The sequence below is a fragment of the Rhizobium bangladeshense genome, assembly GCF_001662075.1.
In the GTDB taxonomy this organism is placed as follows: Bacteria; Pseudomonadota; Alphaproteobacteria; order Rhizobiales; family Rhizobiaceae; genus Rhizobium; species Rhizobium bangladeshense_B.
In genome coordinates this window covers 263,617-282,844 of the sequence record NZ_LYPL01000001.1, presented here as the reverse complement: position 1 = coordinate 282,844, position 19,228 = coordinate 263,617, and the positions used below count along the sequence as shown (strand labels likewise).

23 protein-coding genes are annotated in these 19,228 nt (G+C 63.4%); 9 read left to right on the top strand and 14 right to left on the bottom strand.

All coding sequences use genetic code 11. The annotated features are described in order from the left end of the window. The first annotated feature begins 296 nt into the window (after positions 1 to 296). A complete protein-coding gene (locus A7X77_RS01365; protein ID WP_064681237.1) occupies positions 297 to 1,172 on the top strand; it encodes a transporter substrate-binding domain-containing protein in 876 nt (291 codons plus the stop codon). A gap of 29 nt (positions 1,173 to 1,201) precedes the next feature. Here A7X77_RS01365 and A7X77_RS01360 read toward each other — a convergent pair whose 3' ends face one another. The 5 genes from A7X77_RS01360 to A7X77_RS01340 form a co-directional block, all read right to left on the bottom strand. Further along, positions 1,202 to 1,615, bottom strand: coding sequence for a tellurite resistance TerB family protein (locus tag A7X77_RS01360; protein ID WP_064681236.1), 414 nt, complete (start codon positions 1,613 to 1,615; stop codon positions 1,202 to 1,204). A gap of 87 nt (positions 1,616 to 1,702) precedes the next feature. Further along, entirely contained in the window at positions 1,703 to 2,416 is a 714-nt protein-coding gene (locus A7X77_RS01355; protein WP_064681235.1) for a thermonuclease family protein, read from the bottom strand. A gap of 11 nt (positions 2,417 to 2,427) precedes the next feature. Next, positions 2,428 to 3,099 carry a S24 family peptidase gene (locus A7X77_RS01350; RefSeq protein WP_064681234.1) on the bottom strand — a complete coding sequence of 224 codons (672 nt, stop codon included), beginning with the start codon at positions 3,097 to 3,099 and terminating at the stop codon, positions 2,428 to 2,430. Between the two features lie 124 nt (positions 3,100 to 3,223). Beyond that, positions 3,224 to 3,871, bottom strand: coding sequence for a response regulator (locus tag A7X77_RS01345; RefSeq protein WP_064681233.1), 648 nt, complete (start codon positions 3,869 to 3,871; stop codon positions 3,224 to 3,226). Between the two features lie 89 nt (positions 3,872 to 3,960). Continuing rightward, positions 3,961 to 4,359 (bottom strand): hypothetical protein, encoded by a 399-nt coding sequence (locus A7X77_RS01340; protein ID WP_064681232.1) that lies wholly within the window; start codon positions 4,357 to 4,359, stop codon positions 3,961 to 3,963. A 116-nt stretch (positions 4,360 to 4,475) separates the two neighbouring features. On the opposite strand from A7X77_RS01340, the gene A7X77_RS01335 reads away from it, so the two are divergent. Together A7X77_RS01335 and A7X77_RS01330 are read left to right on the top strand one after the other, a co-directional pair. Beyond that, the gene (locus tag A7X77_RS01335; RefSeq protein ID WP_039623006.1) at positions 4,476 to 4,829 is read left to right on the top strand and encodes a DUF952 domain-containing protein; all 354 of its coding nucleotides are present in this window, start codon (positions 4,476 to 4,478) and stop codon (positions 4,827 to 4,829) included. After that, positions 4,826 to 5,914, top strand: coding sequence for a quinone-dependent dihydroorotate dehydrogenase (locus A7X77_RS01330; RefSeq protein ID WP_064681231.1), 1,089 nt, complete (start codon positions 4,826 to 4,828; stop codon positions 5,912 to 5,914). Before A7X77_RS01335 ends, A7X77_RS01330 begins: the two co-directional genes overlap by 4 nt. Here the strand turns inward: A7X77_RS01330 and A7X77_RS01325 are convergent. The 3 genes from A7X77_RS01325 to A7X77_RS01315 are packed head-to-tail and all read right to left on the bottom strand — an operon-like array spanning position 5,890 to position 8,030. Next, the gene (locus tag A7X77_RS01325) at positions 5,890 to 7,236 is read right to left on the bottom strand and encodes an MATE family efflux transporter (protein ID WP_064681230.1); all 1,347 of its coding nucleotides are present in this window, start codon (positions 7,234 to 7,236) and stop codon (positions 5,890 to 5,892) included. The two genes, A7X77_RS01330 and A7X77_RS01325, sit on opposite strands and share 25 nt — an antisense overlap. 28 nt (positions 7,237 to 7,264) lie before the next feature. Then, the gene (locus tag A7X77_RS01320; protein WP_064681229.1) at positions 7,265 to 7,762 is read right to left on the bottom strand and encodes a CAP domain-containing protein; all 498 of its coding nucleotides are present in this window, start codon (positions 7,760 to 7,762) and stop codon (positions 7,265 to 7,267) included. A 1-nt stretch (position 7,763) separates the two neighbouring features. Then, on the bottom strand, positions 7,764 to 8,030 hold the full coding sequence (locus A7X77_RS01315) for a DUF6460 domain-containing protein (RefSeq protein WP_004675818.1): 267 nt from the start codon (positions 8,028 to 8,030) through the stop codon (positions 7,764 to 7,766). A 193-nt stretch (positions 8,031 to 8,223) separates the two neighbouring features. Between A7X77_RS01315 and A7X77_RS01310 the strand changes: the two genes are divergently transcribed. The 3 genes from A7X77_RS01310 (at position 8,224) to A7X77_RS34175 (ending at position 10,266) form a co-directional block, all read left to right on the top strand. Continuing rightward, complete coding sequence (locus tag A7X77_RS01310) at positions 8,224 to 9,156, top strand: class I SAM-dependent DNA methyltransferase (RefSeq protein WP_064681228.1); 933 nt, start codon at positions 8,224 to 8,226, stop codon at positions 9,154 to 9,156. 209 nt (positions 9,157 to 9,365) lie between these two features. After that, a complete protein-coding gene (locus tag A7X77_RS01305; protein ID WP_064681227.1) occupies positions 9,366 to 10,001 on the top strand; it encodes a YitT family protein in 636 nt (211 codons plus the stop codon). Positions 10,002 to 10,131: 130 nt separating this feature from the next. After that, on the top strand, positions 10,132 to 10,266 hold the full coding sequence (locus A7X77_RS34175) for a hypothetical protein (RefSeq protein WP_280950309.1): 135 nt from the start codon (positions 10,132 to 10,134) through the stop codon (positions 10,264 to 10,266). A 328-nt stretch (positions 10,267 to 10,594) separates the two neighbouring features. Here the strand turns inward: A7X77_RS34175 and A7X77_RS01300 are convergent, their stop codons facing one another. Together A7X77_RS01300 and A7X77_RS01295 are read right to left on the bottom strand one after the other, a co-directional pair. Then, the gene (locus A7X77_RS01300) at positions 10,595 to 11,056 is read right to left on the bottom strand and encodes a carboxymuconolactone decarboxylase family protein (protein ID WP_010029709.1); all 462 of its coding nucleotides are present in this window, start codon (positions 11,054 to 11,056) and stop codon (positions 10,595 to 10,597) included. A gap of 21 nt (positions 11,057 to 11,077) precedes the next feature. After that, complete coding sequence (locus A7X77_RS01295; RefSeq protein WP_064681226.1) at positions 11,078 to 11,578, bottom strand: RrF2 family transcriptional regulator; 501 nt, start codon at positions 11,576 to 11,578, stop codon at positions 11,078 to 11,080. Between the two features lie 130 nt (positions 11,579 to 11,708). Between A7X77_RS01295 and A7X77_RS01290 the strand changes: the two genes are divergently transcribed. From A7X77_RS01290 to pdeM, 3 genes are read left to right on the top strand one after another with little or no spacing between them, the layout of a single operon-like run. Then, a complete protein-coding gene (locus tag A7X77_RS01290; RefSeq protein WP_064681225.1) occupies positions 11,709 to 12,341 on the top strand; it encodes a YitT family protein in 633 nt (210 codons plus the stop codon). 48 nt (positions 12,342 to 12,389) lie between these two features. Next, complete coding sequence (locus A7X77_RS01285; protein ID WP_064681224.1) at positions 12,390 to 14,900, top strand: ligase-associated DNA damage response DEXH box helicase; 2,511 nt, start codon at positions 12,390 to 12,392, stop codon at positions 14,898 to 14,900. 25 nt (positions 14,901 to 14,925) lie between these two features. Further along, positions 14,926 to 15,651: a ligase-associated DNA damage response endonuclease PdeM gene (pdeM, locus tag A7X77_RS01280; RefSeq protein ID WP_064681223.1), complete on the top strand. Its 726-nt coding sequence runs from the start codon at positions 14,926 to 14,928 to the stop codon at positions 15,649 to 15,651. Positions 15,652 to 15,697: 46 nt separating this feature from the next. Here pdeM and A7X77_RS01275 read toward each other — a convergent pair whose 3' ends face one another. From A7X77_RS01275 to A7X77_RS01260, 4 genes are all read right to left on the bottom strand, one after another. Next, positions 15,698 to 16,279 (bottom strand): transglycosylase SLT domain-containing protein, encoded by a 582-nt coding sequence (locus A7X77_RS01275; RefSeq protein WP_064681222.1) that lies wholly within the window; start codon positions 16,277 to 16,279, stop codon positions 15,698 to 15,700. A 290-nt stretch (positions 16,280 to 16,569) separates the two neighbouring features. Beyond that, positions 16,570 to 17,127, bottom strand: a complete 558-nt coding sequence (locus A7X77_RS01270) for a dihydrofolate reductase family protein (RefSeq protein WP_064681221.1) — start codon at positions 17,125 to 17,127, stop codon at positions 16,570 to 16,572. A gap of 188 nt (positions 17,128 to 17,315) precedes the next feature. Beyond that, positions 17,316 to 18,116, bottom strand: a complete 801-nt coding sequence (locus A7X77_RS01265; protein ID WP_010030825.1) for a TIGR02186 family protein — start codon at positions 18,114 to 18,116, stop codon at positions 17,316 to 17,318. Beyond that, positions 18,116 to 19,036 carry a sulfite exporter TauE/SafE family protein gene (locus A7X77_RS01260; protein WP_064681220.1) on the bottom strand — a complete coding sequence of 307 codons (921 nt, stop codon included), beginning with the start codon at positions 19,034 to 19,036 and terminating at the stop codon, positions 18,116 to 18,118. The genes A7X77_RS01265 and A7X77_RS01260 overlap by 1 nt, the downstream gene beginning before the upstream one ends. Positions 19,037 to 19,228 lie beyond the last annotated feature (192 nt).

Below are 19,228 nucleotides of genomic sequence, written 5' to 3'. Positions count from 1 at the left end.
GCGTGCCGCACCGGCGCTTCGAAATCAATTGCTACAAACAGAGCGCTGACGCGTGCATCACGCGATCGGCCGGCGGGGTCCGATGACGTCGCCATAAATAAAGGCGCTATTCTTTAATTCCGCCCTAACGCGGTTGTGGAGAATGCCCATAATTTTGAGGGACGAGCGTAGCGCCGGAAACCAAGAGAGCCTGATCCGGAGGTGCGCCCGCAGTTCCGGCGTCGGATCACGCATATTCCCCGCCAGCCATGACTCTGATAGATCAACGTTTCGCGCTGCACCGAGACCGGATGACAATGATGCAATCCAAACTGGCCTCCGTAACCCTGAAGGCTTTTCTCGCGTTCGGACTATTTCTGGCGGCGCTCCTTTCAAGCCTTGCCGCCTCCGCCCAGAAGGCAGCGCCCTCGCTGCCGCTGCTCTTCGACGCACGAGAGCGTTTGGCGAGACCCGACCTCACCTCGTTGGTGCGTTTGCGCTTCCTGACGTCGGTCGATTTCCCGCCCTTCAATTTCACCGATCAGAACGGCAAGCTTTCCGGCTTCAACGTCGATCTCGCCCGCGAAATCTGCAGCGAGCTGGAAATATCCGACAAGTGCCAGATCCAGGCGATTCCTTTCGCCGACCTCAAGGATGCGCTTGCCGCCTCGCAGGGCGATGCCGTCATCGCCGGCCTTGCGGTGACCCCCGAGCTGCGCCGGCAGTTCGTCTTCTCCCGGCCCTATCTGATGCTGCCGGCGCGCTTCGTGCGCAATCTCGCAGCACCGGTCGACGGCAAGACGGCCGCCGCCCTTGCCGGCCGGCCGGTCGGTGTCGTCAAGGGCACGGTCCACGAGGCGATGCTGGCCGCGTTTTTCCCGGCGCTGATGGCCCAGCCCTTCGACACCAAGGACGCTCTGCTTGCCGCGCTGAAGGAGCGCAAGGTCGACGCCGCCTTTGCCGATGCGCTGCAGCTTTCCTTCTGGGTCTCTTCGCCGGCCTCGGAGAAATGCTGCGCGCTGTTCGACGGTCCCTATCTGTCCGAACATTTCCTCGGCGAGGGCATGACGATCATGCTGCGGCAGAAGGACAGCGTGCTGACGTCAGCCATCGATCACGCCCTTGCCACGCTGTCGCGCAACGGCCGTCTGCAGGAAATCTATCTGCGTTATTTTCCCTACGGGCTCTACTGACGGGGCGGGTCGCCTGGAGAGTTTCAGGCTTATCCGTTGCGGAAGCGGGCAATGGCGCTGCGTTCGATCGCCGCGCAGGTCAGCTTGTCGAGGCCGAGACGGTCGCGCAGCAGGCTGAGCAGCCGCAATTCCTCGGCCTTGACCGAAAGGTCGGCGGAAGCCACTTCGACGGCGAGCGCATAGGCCGTGTCGTAGAGTTTTGCTGGCAGCGTGTCGCGCACGGTTTCGAGAACGACGTCGAGGCCCTCGGGCCCGGCAAGCAGCGAGGCGCAGTCGCGCGCTATCGGAATCAGCCTGTCGTCATCGAAATCCTTGAAAACCGGCAGGAATCCGATCAGTTGGCCCATCCTCGTCATCTCACGGTCGTTCATCGTGCTGTCGACGGCGGAGGCCATCACCATCACGTAGATCAGTGCGTCATGGGCGGAAAGCGGCTTGTTCATCGGTGATTCCTTTCAAATCAGCCGAGATTAGGAATTGGCGGCCGGCTTTACAAGGGATCGGCCGCATCGCGCAGCCGCGGACATCCGTCATTTGCGGCGCGGGTCGCCGCCGTAAATGCCTTTCTGCGCCTGCTTCGCCTTCTCGGCGACGGCGTCGAACGGCGAGCTCGCCTCGGCTTCGGCCCAGCCGTTTTCGGCGAGCCATGTGCCGAGATCCTGCGTGCCGAGCCGGCAGGCGGCGGTCGCCATCCCCTTCCATTCCGCCATCTCGAGGTCGCAGGTGAGGCTGCGGTTGCGCAAGAGCTGGCGCAGGGCCGTCTTCGCCATCATGCCGCAGGGCCATTGCCGGCCTGCCGGCCCGCATATCCGGTCGGTCGGTGTCGGGACGATGCCGGCAAGCTGAAGCCTGCGCTCGCCAAAGGAAAGCACGCCGGCATTTTCGGCCACCGGCCGCGCCAGCTCGATCGGCTTCTTGGCGGCCGGCCCCACCGCTTGCCCGCCGGGCAGTTCAGATGGGCGCGGCGGATCGGCAGGCTTCGCCGCCATGGGTTCGGCCGGGGCGGGTGAGGGAGGGGCCGGTTGCGCCGCGCGCGCGATCATTTCGGCATCCGCGTCCGAGATCGGAGCCGACCGGCCTGCCGCCTCGGGGGTGATTTCCGCCGCCGTATCGGTTGCTGGCGCCTCTGCGGCAGTCGTATCCTCGCCGCCCGTGCCGCCGCTGAGCCTTGCTTCTGCGGCCATCAGCAGGCCGGTCACGACCGCCATTCCTGCAAGACCAGTGAAGACGGCGGCGGGGCGCATGGAATATCTTCCTATTGGCTGGCCCAGATGATGCGGGCGATCCAATCGACGTCGGACAGATCGAGCGTGCGGTTCGGATGTTCGGGATTGAGCGACATCAGCTCGATCGACCGCGGGCTCTGGCGCAACAGCACCTTGGCCATCACCTCGCCCTCGCGCGTGCGCACGACGATCCGGTCGTTGCGGCGCACTTGCGCGCCGGGTTCGACGATCAGCACGTCGCCGTCGCGATAGAGCGGCATCATGCTCTCGCCCTGCACTTCCAGTGCGTAGACGCCCGATTTCTGCGACGGCGCAGCCGGAAATTCGACCACGTCCCAGCCTTGCCCGGCCGGAAAGCCGCCATCGTCGAAGAAGCCGCCGGCGCCGGCCTGCGCGAAGCCGAGCAGCGGAATGGCGCCGCCGTGCGGCGGCTTGGCGCGCTCGCTCGCCAGTTCTGCGGAGGAATTGGCGCCCGGCCGCATGAAGGCGAGAAACTGCTCCATGCTCGCCCCTGTCGCATCGAGCACCTTGGCGATCGATTCGGTCGAGGGCCAGCGCAGCCGCCCGTCGGCCGAAAGCCGTTTCGATTTGTTGAAGGAGGTTGGGTCGAGCCCGGCGCGGCGCGCAAGACCGGATGGCGTCAGGTCGTGCCGCTCGGCAAGCCTGTCGATCGCCTCCCAGATCTGCTCGTGTGACAGCATATGCGCCCGATTCCGTGCAGCCTATCCGAGGCCGCGCTTCAGCCGGCCGGAGTGTAACCGACCGTGCAGCGCGCGTAAAGGTAAGGGAGGAATAAAATCCTTTTATCGGCGGTTTCGACCGCCCTCAGGCGACCATCGCCATGTTGATCTTGCCGAGCTGGATGACGGCCTGCGTGCGGCTGTCGACATCGAGTTTCAAGAGGATCGCCGAGACATGCGCCTTGATCGTCGCCTCCGAGACGCCGAGTTCATAGGCGATCTGCTTGTTCAGCAGGCCTTCGGCGAGCATGGTCAGTACCCGGCTCTGCTGCGGCGTCAGCGTATGCAGGCGGTGGATCAGGTCGGCAACGTCGGGGTCCTGCTCCTGCCCGTCGCGATAGCTTTCGGGTGTGGCGATATCGCCGGCAAGCACCGTCTGGATGCTGCGGCGAATGTCTTCGATACCGGAGGATTTCGAAATGAAGCCGGAGGCGCCGAGTTCCAGCGCCCGGCGGATCGTCGTTGCGTCGTCGCTTGCCGAGACGATGATGATCGGCAGGCTGGCGAATTCGGCGCGCAAGGCCATCAGGCCGGAAAAGCCGCTGACGCCGGGCATGGCGAGGTCGAGCAGCATCAGATCGGCGTCCGGATGGGCGCCGGCTGCGGTTCGCGCGGCAGCGAAATCGCCGGCTTCGACGATCGACTGGCGGCCTTCCATGCCGATGACGGCCTGACGCAACGCATCGCGGAAAAGCGGATGGTCGTCGGCAATGATGATGGTCTGTTCCTGCATCGAAAACTCCCTCCCAAGAGCCCGATCATGCTGCATGCACGCCGTCCCCACTGCGCTCCATGCATGCCTGCTGATATGACTATATCAGATCAGGTCTTCTGCGGAAGGGGATTGGCCTTTTCCTCGGCCTGGAACTCCTTCACCATCCCCATGAAACTCTTCATCATCTTCTCCATGATGCTGATCGAGCGGTCGATCTCGGCGTCGCTCGGCAGCGCCCGCTGGACGAGACCTTCCTGTTCCAGCTTGGTCACCCGCTCCGCAAGCCGGTCGAGTTCGTCCTCGTAGGCCGCCCGCTCGTCGGCCGCCATGCGGCAGACGAGAGCGCCGTCCTTGTCCTGGCAGATCGACATGGCACCGGACTGGCGGTCGAGCCGGACGAAATGATCGCCGCTTTTTTCCAGCTGGAACCGGCCCGCATCGGCCTCGGCCGCGACAGCTGCCAGCGGCAGGAGTACAGCGCCAAGTGTGAGAACCAAAATCTTCATCGTCTCATCCTCCGGATTTGCCTGTGCGGTCCTGTTTTTAAGCGCCGGGGCGTGGACATTGCCGCCTCTTTCCGGCAAAGCGCTGGTGATCGAGGACCAGCAATCGCGAGGCCATGATGACCCTGACACCGACCCTTTACAAGATCGTGACGGAACCGCTCTGGCAGCAAGCCAGACAAAGCGGTGTTTTTCATGGCGCCGGCATCGATCTGAAGGACGGCTTCATCCATTTCTCGACGGCTGACCAGGTCAAGCAGACCGCTGCCCTGCATTTCGCCGGCCAGTCCGACCTGATGCTGGTTGCCGTCGATGGCGGCGGCCTCGGTGACAAGCTGATCTTCGAACCTTCGCGTGGCGGCGATCTGTTCCCGCATCTCTATGCCGAGCTGCCGCTTGCGGCCGTGCTCTGGGAGGTGCGGCTGCCGCTCGACGAGACCGGCGCGCATATTTTCCCGGAGCTGCAGCCATGATCGATCCCTTCCAGCGTCTCGCCCGCAAGGGTCTCTTCCTGTTCGATCCGGAAACAGCCCACGGCATGTCGATCGCGGCGTTGAAATCCGGCCTCGTGCCCGCCTGCCAGATCACCCCGGATCCGCGCCTTCGCCAGACCGTCGCCGGCCTTACCTTCGAAAACCCGCTCGGCATGGCGGCCGGCTATGACAAGAACGCCGAGGTGCCGGAGGCGCTGCTGAAGCTCGGCTTCGGCTTTACCGAGATCGGCACGGTGACGCCGAAGCCACAATCCGGCAATCCGCGTCCGCGCATCTTCCGCCTGGTCGAGGATGAAGCCGTCATCAATCGCCTCGGTTTCAACAATGAAGGCCATGAGGCTGCGTTCGAGCGGCTCTCGGCGCTGACGGGCAAAGGCATTGTCGGCGTCAATATCGGCGCCAACAAGGACAGCGAGGACCGCATCGCCGATTATGTCGCCGGCATCCGCTGTTTCTATTCGGTCGCGCGCTATTTCACCGCCAATATCTCCTCACCGAATACGCCCGGCCTGCGCGATCTGCAGGCGCGCGAAAGCCTTGCGGCGCTGCTGTCGGCCGTGCTGGCGGCGCGCGATGAGATGGCTGAGAGATCCGACCGCAAGATCCCGGTCTTTCTGAAGATCGCCCCCGATCTGACCGAGGAGGGCATGGACGATATCGCCGCCGAGGCGCTTGCGCATCCGCTGGATGGGCTGATCGTCTCCAACACCACGCTGTCGCGCGAGGGCCTGAAGGATCGGCGCCAGGCCAAGGAGACGGGCGGCCTCTCCGGCGTGCCGCTGTTCGAAAAGTCGACCGCCGTGCTTGCCAGGATGCGCAAGCGCGTCGGCACCGCACTGCCGATCATCGGCGTCGGCGGCGTCTCCTCGGCCGAGACCGCGCTGGAGAAGATCAGGGCGGGCGCCGATCTCGTCCAGCTCTATTCCTGCATGGTCTATGAAGGCCCCGGTCTGCCCGGCAATATCGTTCGCGGTCTCTCCGAGCTGCTCGACCGGGAAAAGGCCGGCTCGATCCGCGAGCTGCGCGACAGCAGGCTCGATTACTGGGCGGCGCGGAAGGTCTGATCGGCCCGCGGCCTGACGAGCATCGCCAGGAAAAAGCCGCGGAACAGCAGGAAGGCGTTCATCGCCAGCCACAGGCCGTGATTGCCGAAGAGCGGCACGAAGACGGCGAGCATGGCGAGGTAGCCGGCAAAGGACAGCAGCATCCGGTTGCGCATGTCGGCCGACCACGTCGCGCCGATGAAGACCCCGTCCATCAGGAAGGCGAGCGCGCCGGTGAGCCCGGTCACCGCCGCCCAGGGCAGATAGGTCGCCGCCGCCTGCCGCACCTCGGGCGAGGTCGTCAGCACCGAGATCAGCCAGGGCCCGGCGAGCAGGAAGAAGGCGGAGACGATCGCCGCCAGACCGAAGGACCAGAAGGTGGTGAGCTTCAGCCCGCGGTCGAAGGCCGGCCGGTAACGCGCGCCGATCGCCCGGCCGGTGATCTGCTCGGCGGCATTGGCAAGCCCGTCGAGATAATAGCCGGACAGCAGGAAGAAATTCATCAGCACGGCATTGGCGGCAAGTGTCACCGCGCCGAAACCGGTGCCGATCCGCGTCATGATCGTGAAGGCGCCGATCAGCACGAAGGTACGGATCAGGATGTCGCGGTTGAGCGCGAAAAGCTCGGCCAGCCGGTGCCGGGAAAAGACCTCGGCCCATGCCGGCCGCTCAGATTTGGCAAAGCCGCCGAGCACGATGAGCAGCCCGGCGAGCGCGCCGGCCACCTCGCCGGCCAACGTTCCCCAGGCGACGCCTGCCACGCCCCAGCCGAGCGACAGGCCGAGATAGATCGACAGCAGGATATTGATGCCGTTGATCAGCGCCTGCAGCAGCAGCCCGACACCGCCCTGTCCGCGCCCGAGCACGAAGCCGAGGATGGCGTAATTGGCGAGTGCGGCCGGCGCTGCCAGGATGCGGATCGAGAAATAGGTGGCGGTCGCCTCGGCGATCGCGCCTTCCGCGCCCATCAACCGCAATCCCGCCGCCTTCAGCAGCGGCGAAAGACAGAGCAGCGCCAGCCCGCAGCCGAGCGCCGAGATCAGCGCCCTTGAGAAGACCGCCTGCTCCTCGTGCCGGTCTCGCCGGCCATAGGCCTGCGCCGCCAGGCCCGTCGTCGATGCCCGCAGGAAATTGAAACTGCCCAGGATGAGATCGAAGAGCATTGCACCGATCGCCAGTCCCGCCAGCGCTTCCGGATCGCCCATATGGCCGACGACGGCCGTGCTCGTCAGCCCGAGAATCGGCGTCGTCAGGAAGCCGAGCGTCATCGGAATTGCGATCGAGAGCACCAGCCGGTGCGTGACCTCGAAGGCAAGGGAATGACCGTTGCTGCGCGTATCCATGCTTGCCCCATGTCGAGGCCGAATCGCCTCAGCTTGACAGCACCATCGCCCAATAGGGCAGGTTCCTGGAAGATGAATTGTGGGCGACGGCGACGCCGAGGCCGCCATAGCGTCCCAGCATGTTTTCCAGATGATGCGGCGAGTTGATCCAGGCGGTCACCACGGCATCGACGCTCTGCTGGCCGGAAGCGATATTCTCCGCCGCCGGCAGCTGCACGCCGCTCGCCTTGACGCGGGCCCCGAAACTGTCGGTCATCCCGATCAGATGCGCCATCTTGCCTGCGCTTGCCATGCGTTTGGCCTGGAAGAGGGCGGCCGTCTGTGCCGCCGGGTCGGGGCTAAGCGCCGGCAGCCCGTTTTTGGCCCGCAGCTGGTTGACGAGCGGCAATACGCTTGCCGTCTCGTCCTCGCCGGTGGACGGCGTGCCGGCGAGGCGCGGCGTGGTGGAGCAGCCGGCGATGCCGGCGGCGAACGCGAGTCCGGAAAGACGCAGCAGGCCGCGGCGCGAAAGATCGATGGAGGTCATGTTACCGGTGATAGCTGAAAAGCCGAAGGATGAGGAAAAGCGGGATGACGATCGTCGCCCCGAGCAGGAGATAGTCGCCGACGCGCCCGAGCGCCGAAAAACCCCGATGCCAGATTTCCAGGATGAAGTCGCGGAACCCATAAATGATGTTCCACGGCGTCAGGCCGAAGACGGTCATGACAAAACCGACGATCAGCGACACGACGATGAGTTTTATCAATGTGCGGCCGAGCGAATCGCCGAGGAACCTGTTCACCTGATCGGACATGCACCATCTCCTGTTTGCCCTGGAATAAGGTCGCGGTGCGCCGCCCGCAAGCCCTTTCCGGAATTGGCCGCTTCGCCTGTGAAATAGGACTTGAGTTTTTTTGTGGCCACCGCCAGATGCGGGCAAACGCATGTCGCGCAAACTGTGCAGCGGATTGCGGTAACGACATGCTTAAGAGCCAACAGGTCTATTCATGCAGCCCCACCAGCTTTCCTCAGGCGATGTCATCGCCGACCGCCGCGCCGACTATGCCCGGATGCTCGAAGAGGGCGGCGAGCCGGAGGCGGCGGCCGAGCTGATGGAGCAGGCGCTTGAACTCGCACCGGCCTGGGCGGCCGGCTGGTATCGCCTCGCTACCTATCGGGAAAAGGCGGGCAGGGCGGAAGCCGCGATCGAAGCCTATCGCAGCACGCTTGCCCTCGATCCCGAGGATGTTTTCGGTTCGGCCCTGAAGCTCGCCCTTCTCGGCGACGGCGCCACACCCGACCGGCCGCCGAGCCGCTATATCGAGCGCCTGTTCGACGATTATGCCGAGCGTTTCGAAACCTCGCTCGTCGAAAAACTCGATTATACTGTCCCGCAGAAGCTCGCAGCCCTCGTTTCTGCCACCGGCAGGCATTACGCATGCGCCGTCGATCTCGGCTGCGGCACCGGCCTGCTCGGCCCCGAAATCCATGGCCGCGTCGGCCGCCTCGAAGGTTTCGACCTCTCGCAGAACATGCTGGCCAAGGCGGCCGAGAAGGAGGTCTACGATCACCTCGCCCAGGCCGACCTGTCGCTTGCGCCCGATCTTTCCGGCCTCTTTGCCGATGGGCCACGCGGCCGCGCCGACCTGGTGACGGCAGCCGACGTGCTGATGTATCTCGGCAATCTCGAAAGCGTCTTTGCCATCATCGACGATCTCGTCGCCGCCGGCGCCGATCTTGCCTTTTCCGTCGAGGATGCGGGGGATAGCGACGGCTTCCATCTCGCGCCGTCGCTGCGTTATGCCCATTCGCAAGCCTATGTGAGCATGCTGCTTGCCCGTCACGGCTTCGAAATCCTCGAAATCGTCAAGACCGTCATTCGCAAAGATGGCGGCAAACCGGTTGCCGGCATTCTGTTCCTTACGCGCAAGCCGGCCTGAGCGAATGTTTCTTGCGATTTTTTAATAGGACAGCATTGCTTACCTATTTCGCTTGATCGGACGCCGGGAAGCCTGATATTGCAAGGGTATCCGAAGAGCGCGCGGCGATCAGACGCCGAGCGCTCGGCTCATTTCACAATCAAAAATCCACCGCGTCCGGATTTCTCCGGATGTGCTCACGAACACGTCTGCTGTTGGAGACTGGCGACATGACACAGCTCATCAATGCCCTCGGCGTCTGGAATACGAGTGCTGCGCGTCACTCTCCGATCGAAGACGTGCAGGGCGTCTTCTCCGGCAGTCTCGTCGCCGCGCTCGGCCTTTACATGCTTGCCAGCGCCGGCCTTCTCACCGGCAGCACGGCCGGCGTCGCCTTCCTTCTGCATTACGCTTTCGGCGCCAATTTCGGCCTCGCCTTCTTCCTGCTCAACCTGCCGTTCTTCTATCTCTCGTGGAAGCGTCTCGGCATGACCTTCACGCTCAAGACCTTCATCGCCATCGGCCTGACCTCGGTGATGTCAGATCTGCAATCGCGCCTCTTTTCCATTTCGAGCATCCATCCGGCCTGGGCGGCCCTTCTCGGCGGCCTGCTGCTCGGCTTCGGTGCGCTGGCGCTTTATCGCCACCGCGCCAGCCTCGGCGGCGTCGGCATACTCGGGGTCTATCTCCAGGAGCGTTTCGGCATCCGCGCCGGCCTCGTCCAGCTTGGCATCGACCTCTGCGTGCTGGCCGCAGCCTTCTTCGTCACCACGCCGCCGGTGGTCTTCTATTCCGTCCTCGGCGCCCTCGTCCTCAACCTCTTCGTCGCCATCAATCACCGCGCCGACCGCTATATCGCCCTCTGACATTACAAATCGGTAAGCCATTCTAAACAAAACGTAACTTGCCTGTCATCGGCCCCAGCGCGACACTTCTCCCGCGCCGGATTTGATGAGGTGAACTATGTCAGATTTGGAAAAACTTGTGAGACGCCGCATGCAGGAAGAATACGCCAAGGGCGCTTCCGCAGAGGAAATAGCGAAAGTCGTCCGCGATCTGCTCAACAGCATCGACCTCTCGGGCGATAGGTTTGACGCCGTTGCCGCACCGGCCACGACTGGTCGCGCGTAACGGATAAACAACCGACCCGAGATTTTCGGGTCGGTTGCTGGATGCGATCATAAGGGCGCCCGTAGGGCAGATGATTGAGTTGAGAAGCTCACGTCAAAATCGCAGCCGCGCCCCGATTCCTCGCTGTTCTTGCTCCAGAAATCACCCCACACTCCGTCATCCTCGGGCTTGATCCGAGGATCCACGCCGCCCCACATCGGGGGCTGTTTTGCCACACTCGCCGTTGATGCAGCGAATGAGACGTCGCACTTCCTGGTCTAATGCGGTGCCGTGTGGCCCCCAGGTTTACCCGGGTTGAGGCATCGGTCTCAACCCCGTGGTATCGGCCTCAAGCCGCCTTTGTCACCGCATCGAGCGGATGCTGCGAGCGGAAGCCGACGGCGAGCCGGTTCCAGACATTGATCGCGCCGATCGTCACGGTGATTTTCGTCATCTCCTCTTCGGAGAAATGCGCCTTCAACGTCTCGTAGTCGGCATCCGGCGCGCCTGTTTTGGCGATGTTGGTGACGGCGTCGACCCAGCCGAGCAGGGCGCGTTCGCGCGCGTCATAGACCGGCGATTCCCGCCAGACGCACATCAGGTTGATCCATTGCTCGCTGAGCCCGTCGTGGCGGGCTTCCTTCACATGCATGTCGACGCAATAGGCGCAGCCGTTGATCTGCGAGGCGCGCAGCTTGATCAGGTGGATGAAGCGGCGCTCCAGGCCAGAGGTCTGGACATATTGTTCGAGTGCGGCGACCGCCTTGTACGCATCGGGAGCGGCTTTGGCGAAGTTGAAACGCGGTTGCATGTCTTTCTCCTTTGATAGGGCTCAGCGAGCCGTCTTGCGTTCGTGGATTTCGAGGAAGGCGCAGCCGCGGGCTGCGATCGATCCGTCGTCGAGGGCATTCAATTCGATGCCGAGATCGGCAATGCTGGTCTTGGCGAGTTCGGCCCGGTAGACCCGTTCGGCCCGGAGCATCGCCGCGCTGATGGTGCAGGGCTTGGCGAAGAAGCGGTCGGAAACCGGGTTCGGGCCGCGCTGGCGGATTTCGGCGCAGCGGAAAGCCGGCGCCGGCCCCTCGACGGCGAGCAGGATGTCGAGCAGCGAAATCTCTTCCGGCGGCTTCGCCAGTTTATATCCGCCGCGCGGGCCCGGCACGGTGTCGAGGATGCCGGCACCCGAGAGAGCCTGCAGATGTTTCAACAGATAGCTCGTCGATACACCGTGGAATTCCGCCAGTGCCGCGGCCGACAGCACGCCGCCTTCGGAGAGGCCGGAAAGCATCGCAACGCTGTGAATGGCCTGTTCGACGCCATCGCTCATTTTCATGCCGACAACTCCTTAATCATAGATAAAATATATCCACGATTGTCGCCGCTGTCAAGAACCGCCCTTGCCGCTTGCCGCTTGCCTTTATTGTGCCGGCGGATAGAACGGAAAAATCCGACAGGGGAACATTATGGCATCCAACGCCTTCGCAGGCCTTCTGAATTCCAGCGCCGACCGCCACTCGCGGTTCGATGACGCGCAGGGCATCGTCGCCGGCAGCATGCTCGCCGTGCTCGGCGTCACACTGCTCTCCGGCGCCGGGCTGCTCGCCGGTGGCACCGCGGGCCTCGCCTTCCTTGCCCATTATGCGACCGGAATAAGCTTCGGCCTCTGCTTCTTTGCGGTGAACCTGCCCTTCTATTACCTTGCCTTCCGCCGCATGGGCCCCGCCTTCACCATCAAGACCTTCGTTGCGATCGGCCTGACCTCGATCCTGTCGGAATTCGTGCCCGCCTTCATCGGCGTGACACACGTCCATCCGGTCGCCGGGGCGCTCTTCGGAGGCCTTGTCATCGCTGCCGGCATGCTGGCGCTCTTCCGCCATCGCGCCAGTCTCGGCGGCATCGGCATCCTCGCCCTCTATATCCAGGATCGCTTCGGCTGGCGCGCCGGCCTCGTCCAGCTCGGCTTCGACGGCATCGTGCTGGCGCTCTCCTTCCTGGTCGCCAGCCCCTTCATCATCGCCTGTTCGGTGCTCGGCGCGGTCGTGCTCAATCTCACCCTCGCCGTCAATCATCGCAAGGACCGCTATATCGCGATGTGAGCGATCGGCCGCCCTTCTTTTTCGCCCGTTTTTCACTACCTTCGGGATGTGGACCAGATCGATTCCGAAGCCCGCGCCCTGCTTCCTGCCGCCTTTACCCGCTGGTTTGCGGAAAAGGGCTGGCGCCCGCGCGCCCATCAGCTGGAACTGCTTGCGCGCGCCGAGGCCGGCGAAAGCACGCTGCTGATCGCCCCCACCGGCGCCGGCAAGACACTCGCCGGTTTTCTGCCGTCGCTTACCGATCTCACCCGTCGCGGCAAGATTCCGCCGGGCTCCGCCTTCACCGGCATCCATACGCTCTATGTCTCGCCGCTGAAGGCGCTGGCGATCGACATCGAGCGTAATCTGATGAAGCCGGTCGCGGAGATGGGCCTGCCGGTCACCGTCGAAAACCGCACCGGCGATACGCCGAACGCCAAGCGCCAGCGCCAGAAGCTCAATCCGCCGGATATTCTGCTGACGACGCCCGAACAAGTCGCCCTGCTTCTCGCCAACCGCGAGGCCGAGCGTTTCTTCAAGGACCTGAAATATGTGGTGCTCGACGAATTGCATTCGCTCGTCACCTCCAAGCGCGGCCATATGCTGTCGCTCGGCCTTGCCCGCCTGCGCCGCCTTGCCCCAGGCCTCAAGACCATCGGCCTGTCGGCGACCGTCGCCGAGCCGATGGATCTGCAGAAATGGCTGGTCGCCCAGGAAGAGGGCAGGGAGCATCATGCCGGCCTCGTCGTCGTCGAAGGCGGCGCCAAGCCGGATATTTCGATCTTGTCGACCGAAGAGCGCATTCCTTGGGCCGGCCATTCCGCCAAATATGCCATTCCCGATGTCTACAGGCAGCTCCTCGACCACCAGACGACCCTGCTCTTCGTCAATACCCGCAGCCAGGCCGAAATGCTCTTCCAGGAACTCTGGACGATCAATGACGACAACCTGCCGATCGCCCTCCACCACGGTTCGCTCGATGTCGCCCAGCGCCGCAAGGTCGAGGCGGCAATGGCCGAAAACCGGCTGCGCGCCGTCGTCGCCACTTCGACGCTCGATCTCGGCATCGACTGGGGCGATGTCGATCTCGTCATCCATGTGGGCGCGCCGAAGGGCGCCTCGCGTCTTGCCCAGCGCATCGGCCGCGCCAATCACCGCATGGACGAGCCCTCGAAGGCGATCCTCGTGCCCGCCAACCGTTTCGAGGTCATGGAATGCCAGGCGGCGCTCGACGCCAATTATCTCGGCGCTCAGGACACGCCGCCGGTCGGCCGCGGCGCGCTCGACGTGCTTGCCCAGCACGTGCTTGGCATGGCCTGCGCCGAACCCTTCGACATGCTGGAACTCTATGACGAGATCACCAGCGCCTCGCCCTATGCCGATCTCAGCTGGGAAAACTTCGAACGCGTCGTCGATTTCGTCGCGACCGGCGGTTATGCGCTCAGGACCTATGAGCGTTACGCCCGCATCCGCAAGACCAAGGAAGGCCGCTGGCGCGTCTCCAATCCTGCCGTCGCCCAGCAATATCGCCTCAACCTCGGCACCATCGTCGAAAGCCCGATGCTGAACATCCGCATGGTCAAGCGCGGCGAGGGCGGCCGAATCGGCCGCGGCGGCGCCACGCTGGGAAAGGTCGAGGAATATTTCCTCGAGCAATTGTCGCCCGGCGATACCTTCATCTTTTCCGGCAAGGTGCTGCGCTTCGAAGGCATCCGCGAAAACGAATGCCTGGCCTCGCAGGCCTTCTCGCTCGATGCGAAGATCCCCTCCTATGCCGGCGGCAAGTTTCCGCTGTCGACCTATCTCGCCGAACAGGTGCGGGCGATGCTCGCCGACCCCGACCGCTGGCGCCAGCTGCCGGATCAGGTGCGCGATTGGCTGTCGTTGCAGACGGACAAGTCAATGCTGCCGAAGCGCGACGAGTTCCTGATCGAAACCTTCCCGCGCGGCAGCCGCGGCTACATGGTCGCCTATCCCTTCGAGGGCCGTCTCGCCCATCAGACGCTCGGCATGCTGCTGACGCGCCGGCTGGACCGGGCGGGTGCCAAGCCGCTCGGCTTCGTCGCCACCGATTATTCTCTCGCCATCTGGGGGCTGGAGGATATGGGCCTGATGATCGGCAACGGCCGGCTCAGCCTTTCCGACCTCTTCGACGCGGACATGCTGGGCGACGATCTCGAAGCCTGGCTCAACGAATCCTTCCTGCTGAAGCGCACCTTCCGCAATTGCGCCGTGATTGCAGGCTTGATCGAGCGCCGCCATCCCGGCAAGGAAAAGAGCGGCCGCCAGATCACCGTCTCCGCCGATCTGATCTATGACGTGCTGCGCAGCCACGAGCCGGATCATATCCTCTTGCAGGCGACGCGGCAGGACGCGGCGACCGGACTTTTGGATATAAGCCGACTTGGCGATATGCTGATGCGAATCAGGGGCCATATCACCCATCGCCCGCTCGACCATATTTCCCCGCTCGCCGTGCCGGTGATGCTGGAAATCGGACGCGAAGCGGTGCCGGGCGAGGCCCATGACGCATTGCTCGCCGAAGCGGCGGACGATCTGATCGCCGAAGCGATGGCCTGAGACCTGTTTGGGAATAACGACCGTGATGAACCGCCTGGCGCTCGCGCGCGACATATCCGGATTGGCCGCGGTGCCGGGCATCGAGACCTCGGTCCATGGCATAGCCGCCGTCTGCGATCCGCTCGGCGCCCTCTATCTGCCGGATGCCGGCCTGCTCGTCGTCTCCGACCTGCATCTGGAAAAGGGTGCGGCCTTCGCCCGCCGCGGCATGATGCTGCCGCCTTACGATACGCTGGCGACCCTGACCGTGCTGGCCGCCGTCATCTCACGTTATGATCCGAAGCTCGTCGTCTCGCTCGGCGACAATTTCCACGACCGAGTCGGCTCTGCGCATCTGCCGGAGAACTTTCGGACGCTGATCGTCGCGATGGCGCGCGGTCGCGAATGGATCTGGATCAACGGCAATCACGACCCCGATGGCGTCGTCGATCTGCCCGGCGCTTGCACCGACGAGATGCATTATGCCGGCCTGACCTTCCGTCATGAGCCGAAAGATGGCCTGCAGAGCGGCGAAATCGCCGGCCACCTGCACCCCTCGGCGACCGTGCGCCGCCGCGACAGATCCGTCCGCCGCCCGTGTTTTGCCACCGACGGCGCCCGCCTGCTGATGCCCGCCTTCGGCGTCATGAGCGGCGGCTTGGATCTCGGCCATCAGGCGATGAAGGGCCTGTTCGACAGGGCGGCGCTGGTGGCGCATCTGTTGGGGCGGGACCGGATATATTCCGTCAGGTATGGGAATTTGCGGGGGTAGCGATTGCCATTCGGATAGGGCGGCCACGGCAGGCCGTCAAATTATATCAATCACACCCCTGCAACTGCTGCTGATACGTCCCCGCCATCCGCGCGAACTTCTGCGCCGTCTGCTGCAACTGCCCGTTCGAGCGCCAGTCGCCGCGCTTATATCCCGTCGGACCGGAATAATAGGCGAGATAGAGATTATAGGCGTCGTTCAGCGGAATGCCGGTCTCCACGCTGTTCTGGTAATGATACCAGCCGATGAAATCGATCGCGTCGGTGAAGTTCGTGCGCCGCGCCGCCCAGTTCCCGGTCTGCGACTGATAGTGATCCCACGTTCCGTCGAGCGCCTGGGAATAGCCGTAGGCGGTCGATGACCGGGTCCAGGGAATGAAGCCGAAGAGCTTGGTGCGCGGTGGCCGCGCATAGGGCTGGAAGCCGGATTCGGTGTACATCGTCGCCATCAGGATCGGCACGGGCACGCCGTATTTCTTTTCCGTCCGTTCGGCAGCCCTCTGCCAGCTGGAAAAAAGCCCCTCGCGCTGGTCGAAGACGGCGCAGATGTTTCTCGTCTGCTTCGGCGCCGTCGCGCAGCCGGCAAGCAGCGCGAGACCCACGGCGGTCAGAACGATACGAGTACGCATGACAAAACCTCTCGTTTCCGAGAGATTACTAACTCGTAAATGTTAAAGACCGGTTTTTACTCGAATACGAAGTTTTTTGGAAAGGGCTGCCGCCGTCGACCGGGGCCGAGCCACGATCTAAGACCCCTCCCCACAAGGGGAGGGGCTTGAATGCCGCGCCGACGTTATTTCCTTCACCGTCTCATCCGCAGAAGCGTTGATGTTTGTCGCGGGACGGTGCCGCGCATAGCCCCTCCCCCTTGTGGGGAGGGGTTTCGCCCAGGCATCGCACAGCCATGGCCCGCAGCCTGCTACACCTTCACCGGCTCATAGCGCAGGATCACCGCGCCGCCTTGCGTCGTCGAGGATTCAATGAGTTTCAGCGGCAGCTGGGCGTCGGCCGGCTTGAAAAGCGGATTGCCGCCGCCGAGGATGACGGGCACCACGCAGACCCTGATTTCATCGATAAGACCCGCTTTCAGCAGGCTGTCGGCAAGCTCGGCGCTGCCGAAGATGAAGATCGTCTTGCCGTCCTTCTGCTTCAGCTTCGTCAGTTCGGGGATCGGATCGCTGACGATGCGGGCATTGTTCCAGCCGGGCTCGGTCATCGTCCTGGATACGGCGATCTTGGCGATGCCGTTCATATAGGCCTTGATCTTGCCTTCGCCTTCGGCGGTCGGCCAATAGGAAGCCATGCCCTCGTAGGTCTTGCGGCCGAAGACCAGGAGATCCCCTTCTTCGCCGAACTGCTCGGCCAAGCGCTGCAGCTCCGGCCCCCAGGCGAGATTGTGGAAGTCGATATCCCACGGTTTCGTACCCTCGAAATACCCGTCGAGCGTCATCAGGTTCCAGACAACAAGCTTTCTCATTTCCATCCTCCTTCCAACCACCATCAGAACCGGTTGCTCATAGCAACTGGTTGAAAGCTAAATCGACCGATAGCGAATTGCAAGCGGTTTTTTTGGGGGGAATGAGGGGCGTTGGCCGATGGATTGCGGCCAGCGACCCAAAGCCTCACGCTTGTTCGGAAAAATTGCGGGGTGGCGCTCTGCGCGGATCAGTCCTTGCGGAAGATCAGGCTGGCGCCCCAGCCGGTGACGACGGCGAGCAGCACCGCCGCACAGCCGTAGAGGATCGGCTGGTCATGCGCCGCATCGGTGATCGTCTGCTCGATGCCCGTCTTGATGACGCGCAGCGGCAGCGATTTCTCGGTGACGAGATTGCCGCTCTTGAAGAGATAGGCGCGCACCGTATGCACGCCGTTCGGAATATTTGCCGGCAGGCGCAGGCTCGCCTTGAACAGGTTCGAGGAAACGAACCGCACGCCGCTCGGATTGCGGTCGTAAAGCGCGCCTCCCTGCTGCAGCCGCAGGAAAGCCTGGCGGAATTCGCCGAGATTGCTGCCGTCGCCGACGAAGCCGACCGGCGTCAGAGGAATGTGATCGATGCCGATCCCCTGATCGGTCAGTTCAAGCGGCGTCGTCAGATCGTCGATCATCCGCGAGCTCGACATCGAATAGGAATGCGGCACCGCCTCGAAGGTCATCGAGCGCGTATTCACCCAGATACCGAAGACGCGTTCCTTCTTGCGCACCGTCGCATCCTCTCGCGGGCCTTCCAGCACCACGACCACGTCATATTGGCCGATGGCGAGCAGCAGTTGATCGGTGTTGGAGAGCGCCCCGAAGATCGTCAGATCCGCGCCGTGGAAATCAGAGGTGATGGCGATTTCGCTGGTCGAGGTGCCGATCTCAAGCCCTTCGCGCACCGCTTCTGTTGATTGTCCCGGCAGCCATTGCGCGCCGGCCACCGCCGGCAGCAGGCAAAGAAGCGCGAGGAAGGCGGCGAGCAGACGCATCAGTTACCCCCCATCACCACCGAATAGACGTCGGCCGGCGTTACCACCAGCGCGATCGCCAGACGCAGGCCGACGGCCAGCACCAGCAGGCCGAGAAGGGCGCGCAGCTGTTCGCCACGCAGCTTCTGCCCGACGCGCACGCCATATTGCGCCCCGATCACACCCGCGACCATCAGGATAAAGGCAAGCACGATGTCGACCGAGAAGTTCGTCGCCGCCTGCACGATCGTCGTATAGGCGGTCACGAAGATGATCTGGTAGAGCGAGGTGCCGACCACGACATTGGTCGGAATGCGCAGGAGGTAAATCATCGCCGGCACCATGATGAAGCCGCCGCCGACGCCCATGATCGAGGTGAGGATGCCGATCGCAAAGCCGAGTGCCACGATCGGAATGACGCTCAGAAAGATCTTCGATTTCTTGAAGCGCACCTTGAGCGGCAGCTTGTGCACCCAGTGCTGGTGGCCCGGCTTGCGCGGCGCCGGCGGTTCGTTGCGGGCGGCGCGCCGCATGGCATTGATGCTTTCGAGCAGCATCAGCCCACCGACAGTCCCGAGGAAGATGACGTACATCAGCGAGATTATGAGGTCGAGCTGGCCCACGCGGCGCAAGAGCGAAAAGATCCAGATACCGACCGTGGCGCCTGAAAGACCGCCGATCAGAAGCACAGTACCGAGCTTGACGTCGAGGCTGCCGCGCCGGAAATGGGTGATTGCGCCCGAAATCGACGACGCCACCACCTGGTTGGCGCCGGTGGCCACCGCGACGACAGGGGGGATATTGTAGAAGATCAGCAGCGGCGTGATGAGAAAACCGCCGCCGACGCCGAACATTCCTGACAGGAATCCGACGGCCGCCCCCATGCCGAGAATGATGAAAATGTTCACCGACAATTCTGCGATGGGCAGATAGATTGTCACAACCGACCCCGAATGATGACCGCCCCTGCCGGGCGGTTTCCGTCACGTCCCCGTTCGAATGCGCACCGTACTGCGAAATCATTGCCAGAGGCTTTCGATCAGCCCCCGGTAGCGATGGAGATCGAGAGTGGACGATTCGATGGGTGCGCCGAGCGATCTGTCCCGCATAATCCGGCTTTTTTCAGATTGCGT

Coding starts and splice junctions, on each gene's coding strand:
- A7X77_RS01290 (WP_064681225.1), top strand. CDS start 11,709: ATGGCATCCAACGCCTTCGCAGGCCTTCTGAATTCCAGCGCCGACCGC.
- A7X77_RS01310 (WP_064681228.1), top strand. CDS start 8,224: ATGCAGCCCCACCAGCTTTCCTCAGGCGATGTCATCGCCGACCGCCGC.
- A7X77_RS01305 (WP_064681227.1), top strand. CDS start 9,366: ATGACACAGCTCATCAATGCCCTCGGCGTCTGGAATACGAGTGCTGCG.
- A7X77_RS01325 (WP_064681230.1), bottom strand. CDS start 7,236: ATGGATACGCGCAGCAACGGTCATTCCCTTGCCTTCGAGGTCACGCAC.
- pdeM (WP_064681223.1), top strand. CDS start 14,926: ATGAACCGCCTGGCGCTCGCGCGCGACATATCCGGATTGGCCGCGGTG.
- A7X77_RS01270 (WP_064681221.1), bottom strand. CDS start 17,127: ATGAGAAAGCTTGTTGTCTGGAACCTGATGACGCTCGACGGGTATTTC.
- A7X77_RS01300 (WP_010029709.1), bottom strand. CDS start 11,056: ATGCAACCGCGTTTCAACTTCGCCAAAGCCGCTCCCGATGCGTACAAG.
- A7X77_RS01340 (WP_064681232.1), bottom strand. CDS start 4,359: ATGAAGATTTTGGTTCTCACACTTGGCGCTGTACTCCTGCCGCTGGCA.
- A7X77_RS01365 (WP_064681237.1), top strand. CDS start 297: ATGATGCAATCCAAACTGGCCTCCGTAACCCTGAAGGCTTTTCTCGCG.
- A7X77_RS01265 (WP_010030825.1), bottom strand. CDS start 18,116: ATGCGTCTGCTCGCCGCCTTCCTCGCGCTTCTTTGCCTGCTGCCGGCG.
- A7X77_RS01355 (WP_064681235.1), bottom strand. CDS start 2,416: ATGCGCCCCGCCGCCGTCTTCACTGGTCTTGCAGGAATGGCGGTCGTG.
- A7X77_RS01330 (WP_064681231.1), top strand. CDS start 4,826: ATGATCGATCCCTTCCAGCGTCTCGCCCGCAAGGGTCTCTTCCTGTTC.
- A7X77_RS01275 (WP_064681222.1), bottom strand. CDS start 16,279: ATGCGTACTCGTATCGTTCTGACCGCCGTGGGTCTCGCGCTGCTTGCC.
- A7X77_RS01335 (WP_039623006.1), top strand. CDS start 4,476: ATGACCCTGACACCGACCCTTTACAAGATCGTGACGGAACCGCTCTGG.
- A7X77_RS01345 (WP_064681233.1), bottom strand. CDS start 3,871: ATGCAGGAACAGACCATCATCATTGCCGACGACCATCCGCTTTTCCGC.
- A7X77_RS01350 (WP_064681234.1), bottom strand. CDS start 3,099: ATGCTGTCACACGAGCAGATCTGGGAGGCGATCGACAGGCTTGCCGAG.
- A7X77_RS01320 (WP_064681229.1), bottom strand. CDS start 7,762: ATGACCTCCATCGATCTTTCGCGCCGCGGCCTGCTGCGTCTTTCCGGA.
- A7X77_RS34175 (WP_280950309.1), top strand. CDS start 10,132: ATGCAGGAAGAATACGCCAAGGGCGCTTCCGCAGAGGAAATAGCGAAA.
- A7X77_RS01360 (WP_064681236.1), bottom strand. CDS start 1,615: ATGAACAAGCCGCTTTCCGCCCATGACGCACTGATCTACGTGATGGTG.
- A7X77_RS01315 (WP_004675818.1), bottom strand. CDS start 8,030: ATGTCCGATCAGGTGAACAGGTTCCTCGGCGATTCGCTCGGCCGCACA.
- A7X77_RS01295 (WP_064681226.1), bottom strand. CDS start 11,578: ATGAAAATGAGCGATGGCGTCGAACAGGCCATTCACAGCGTTGCGATG.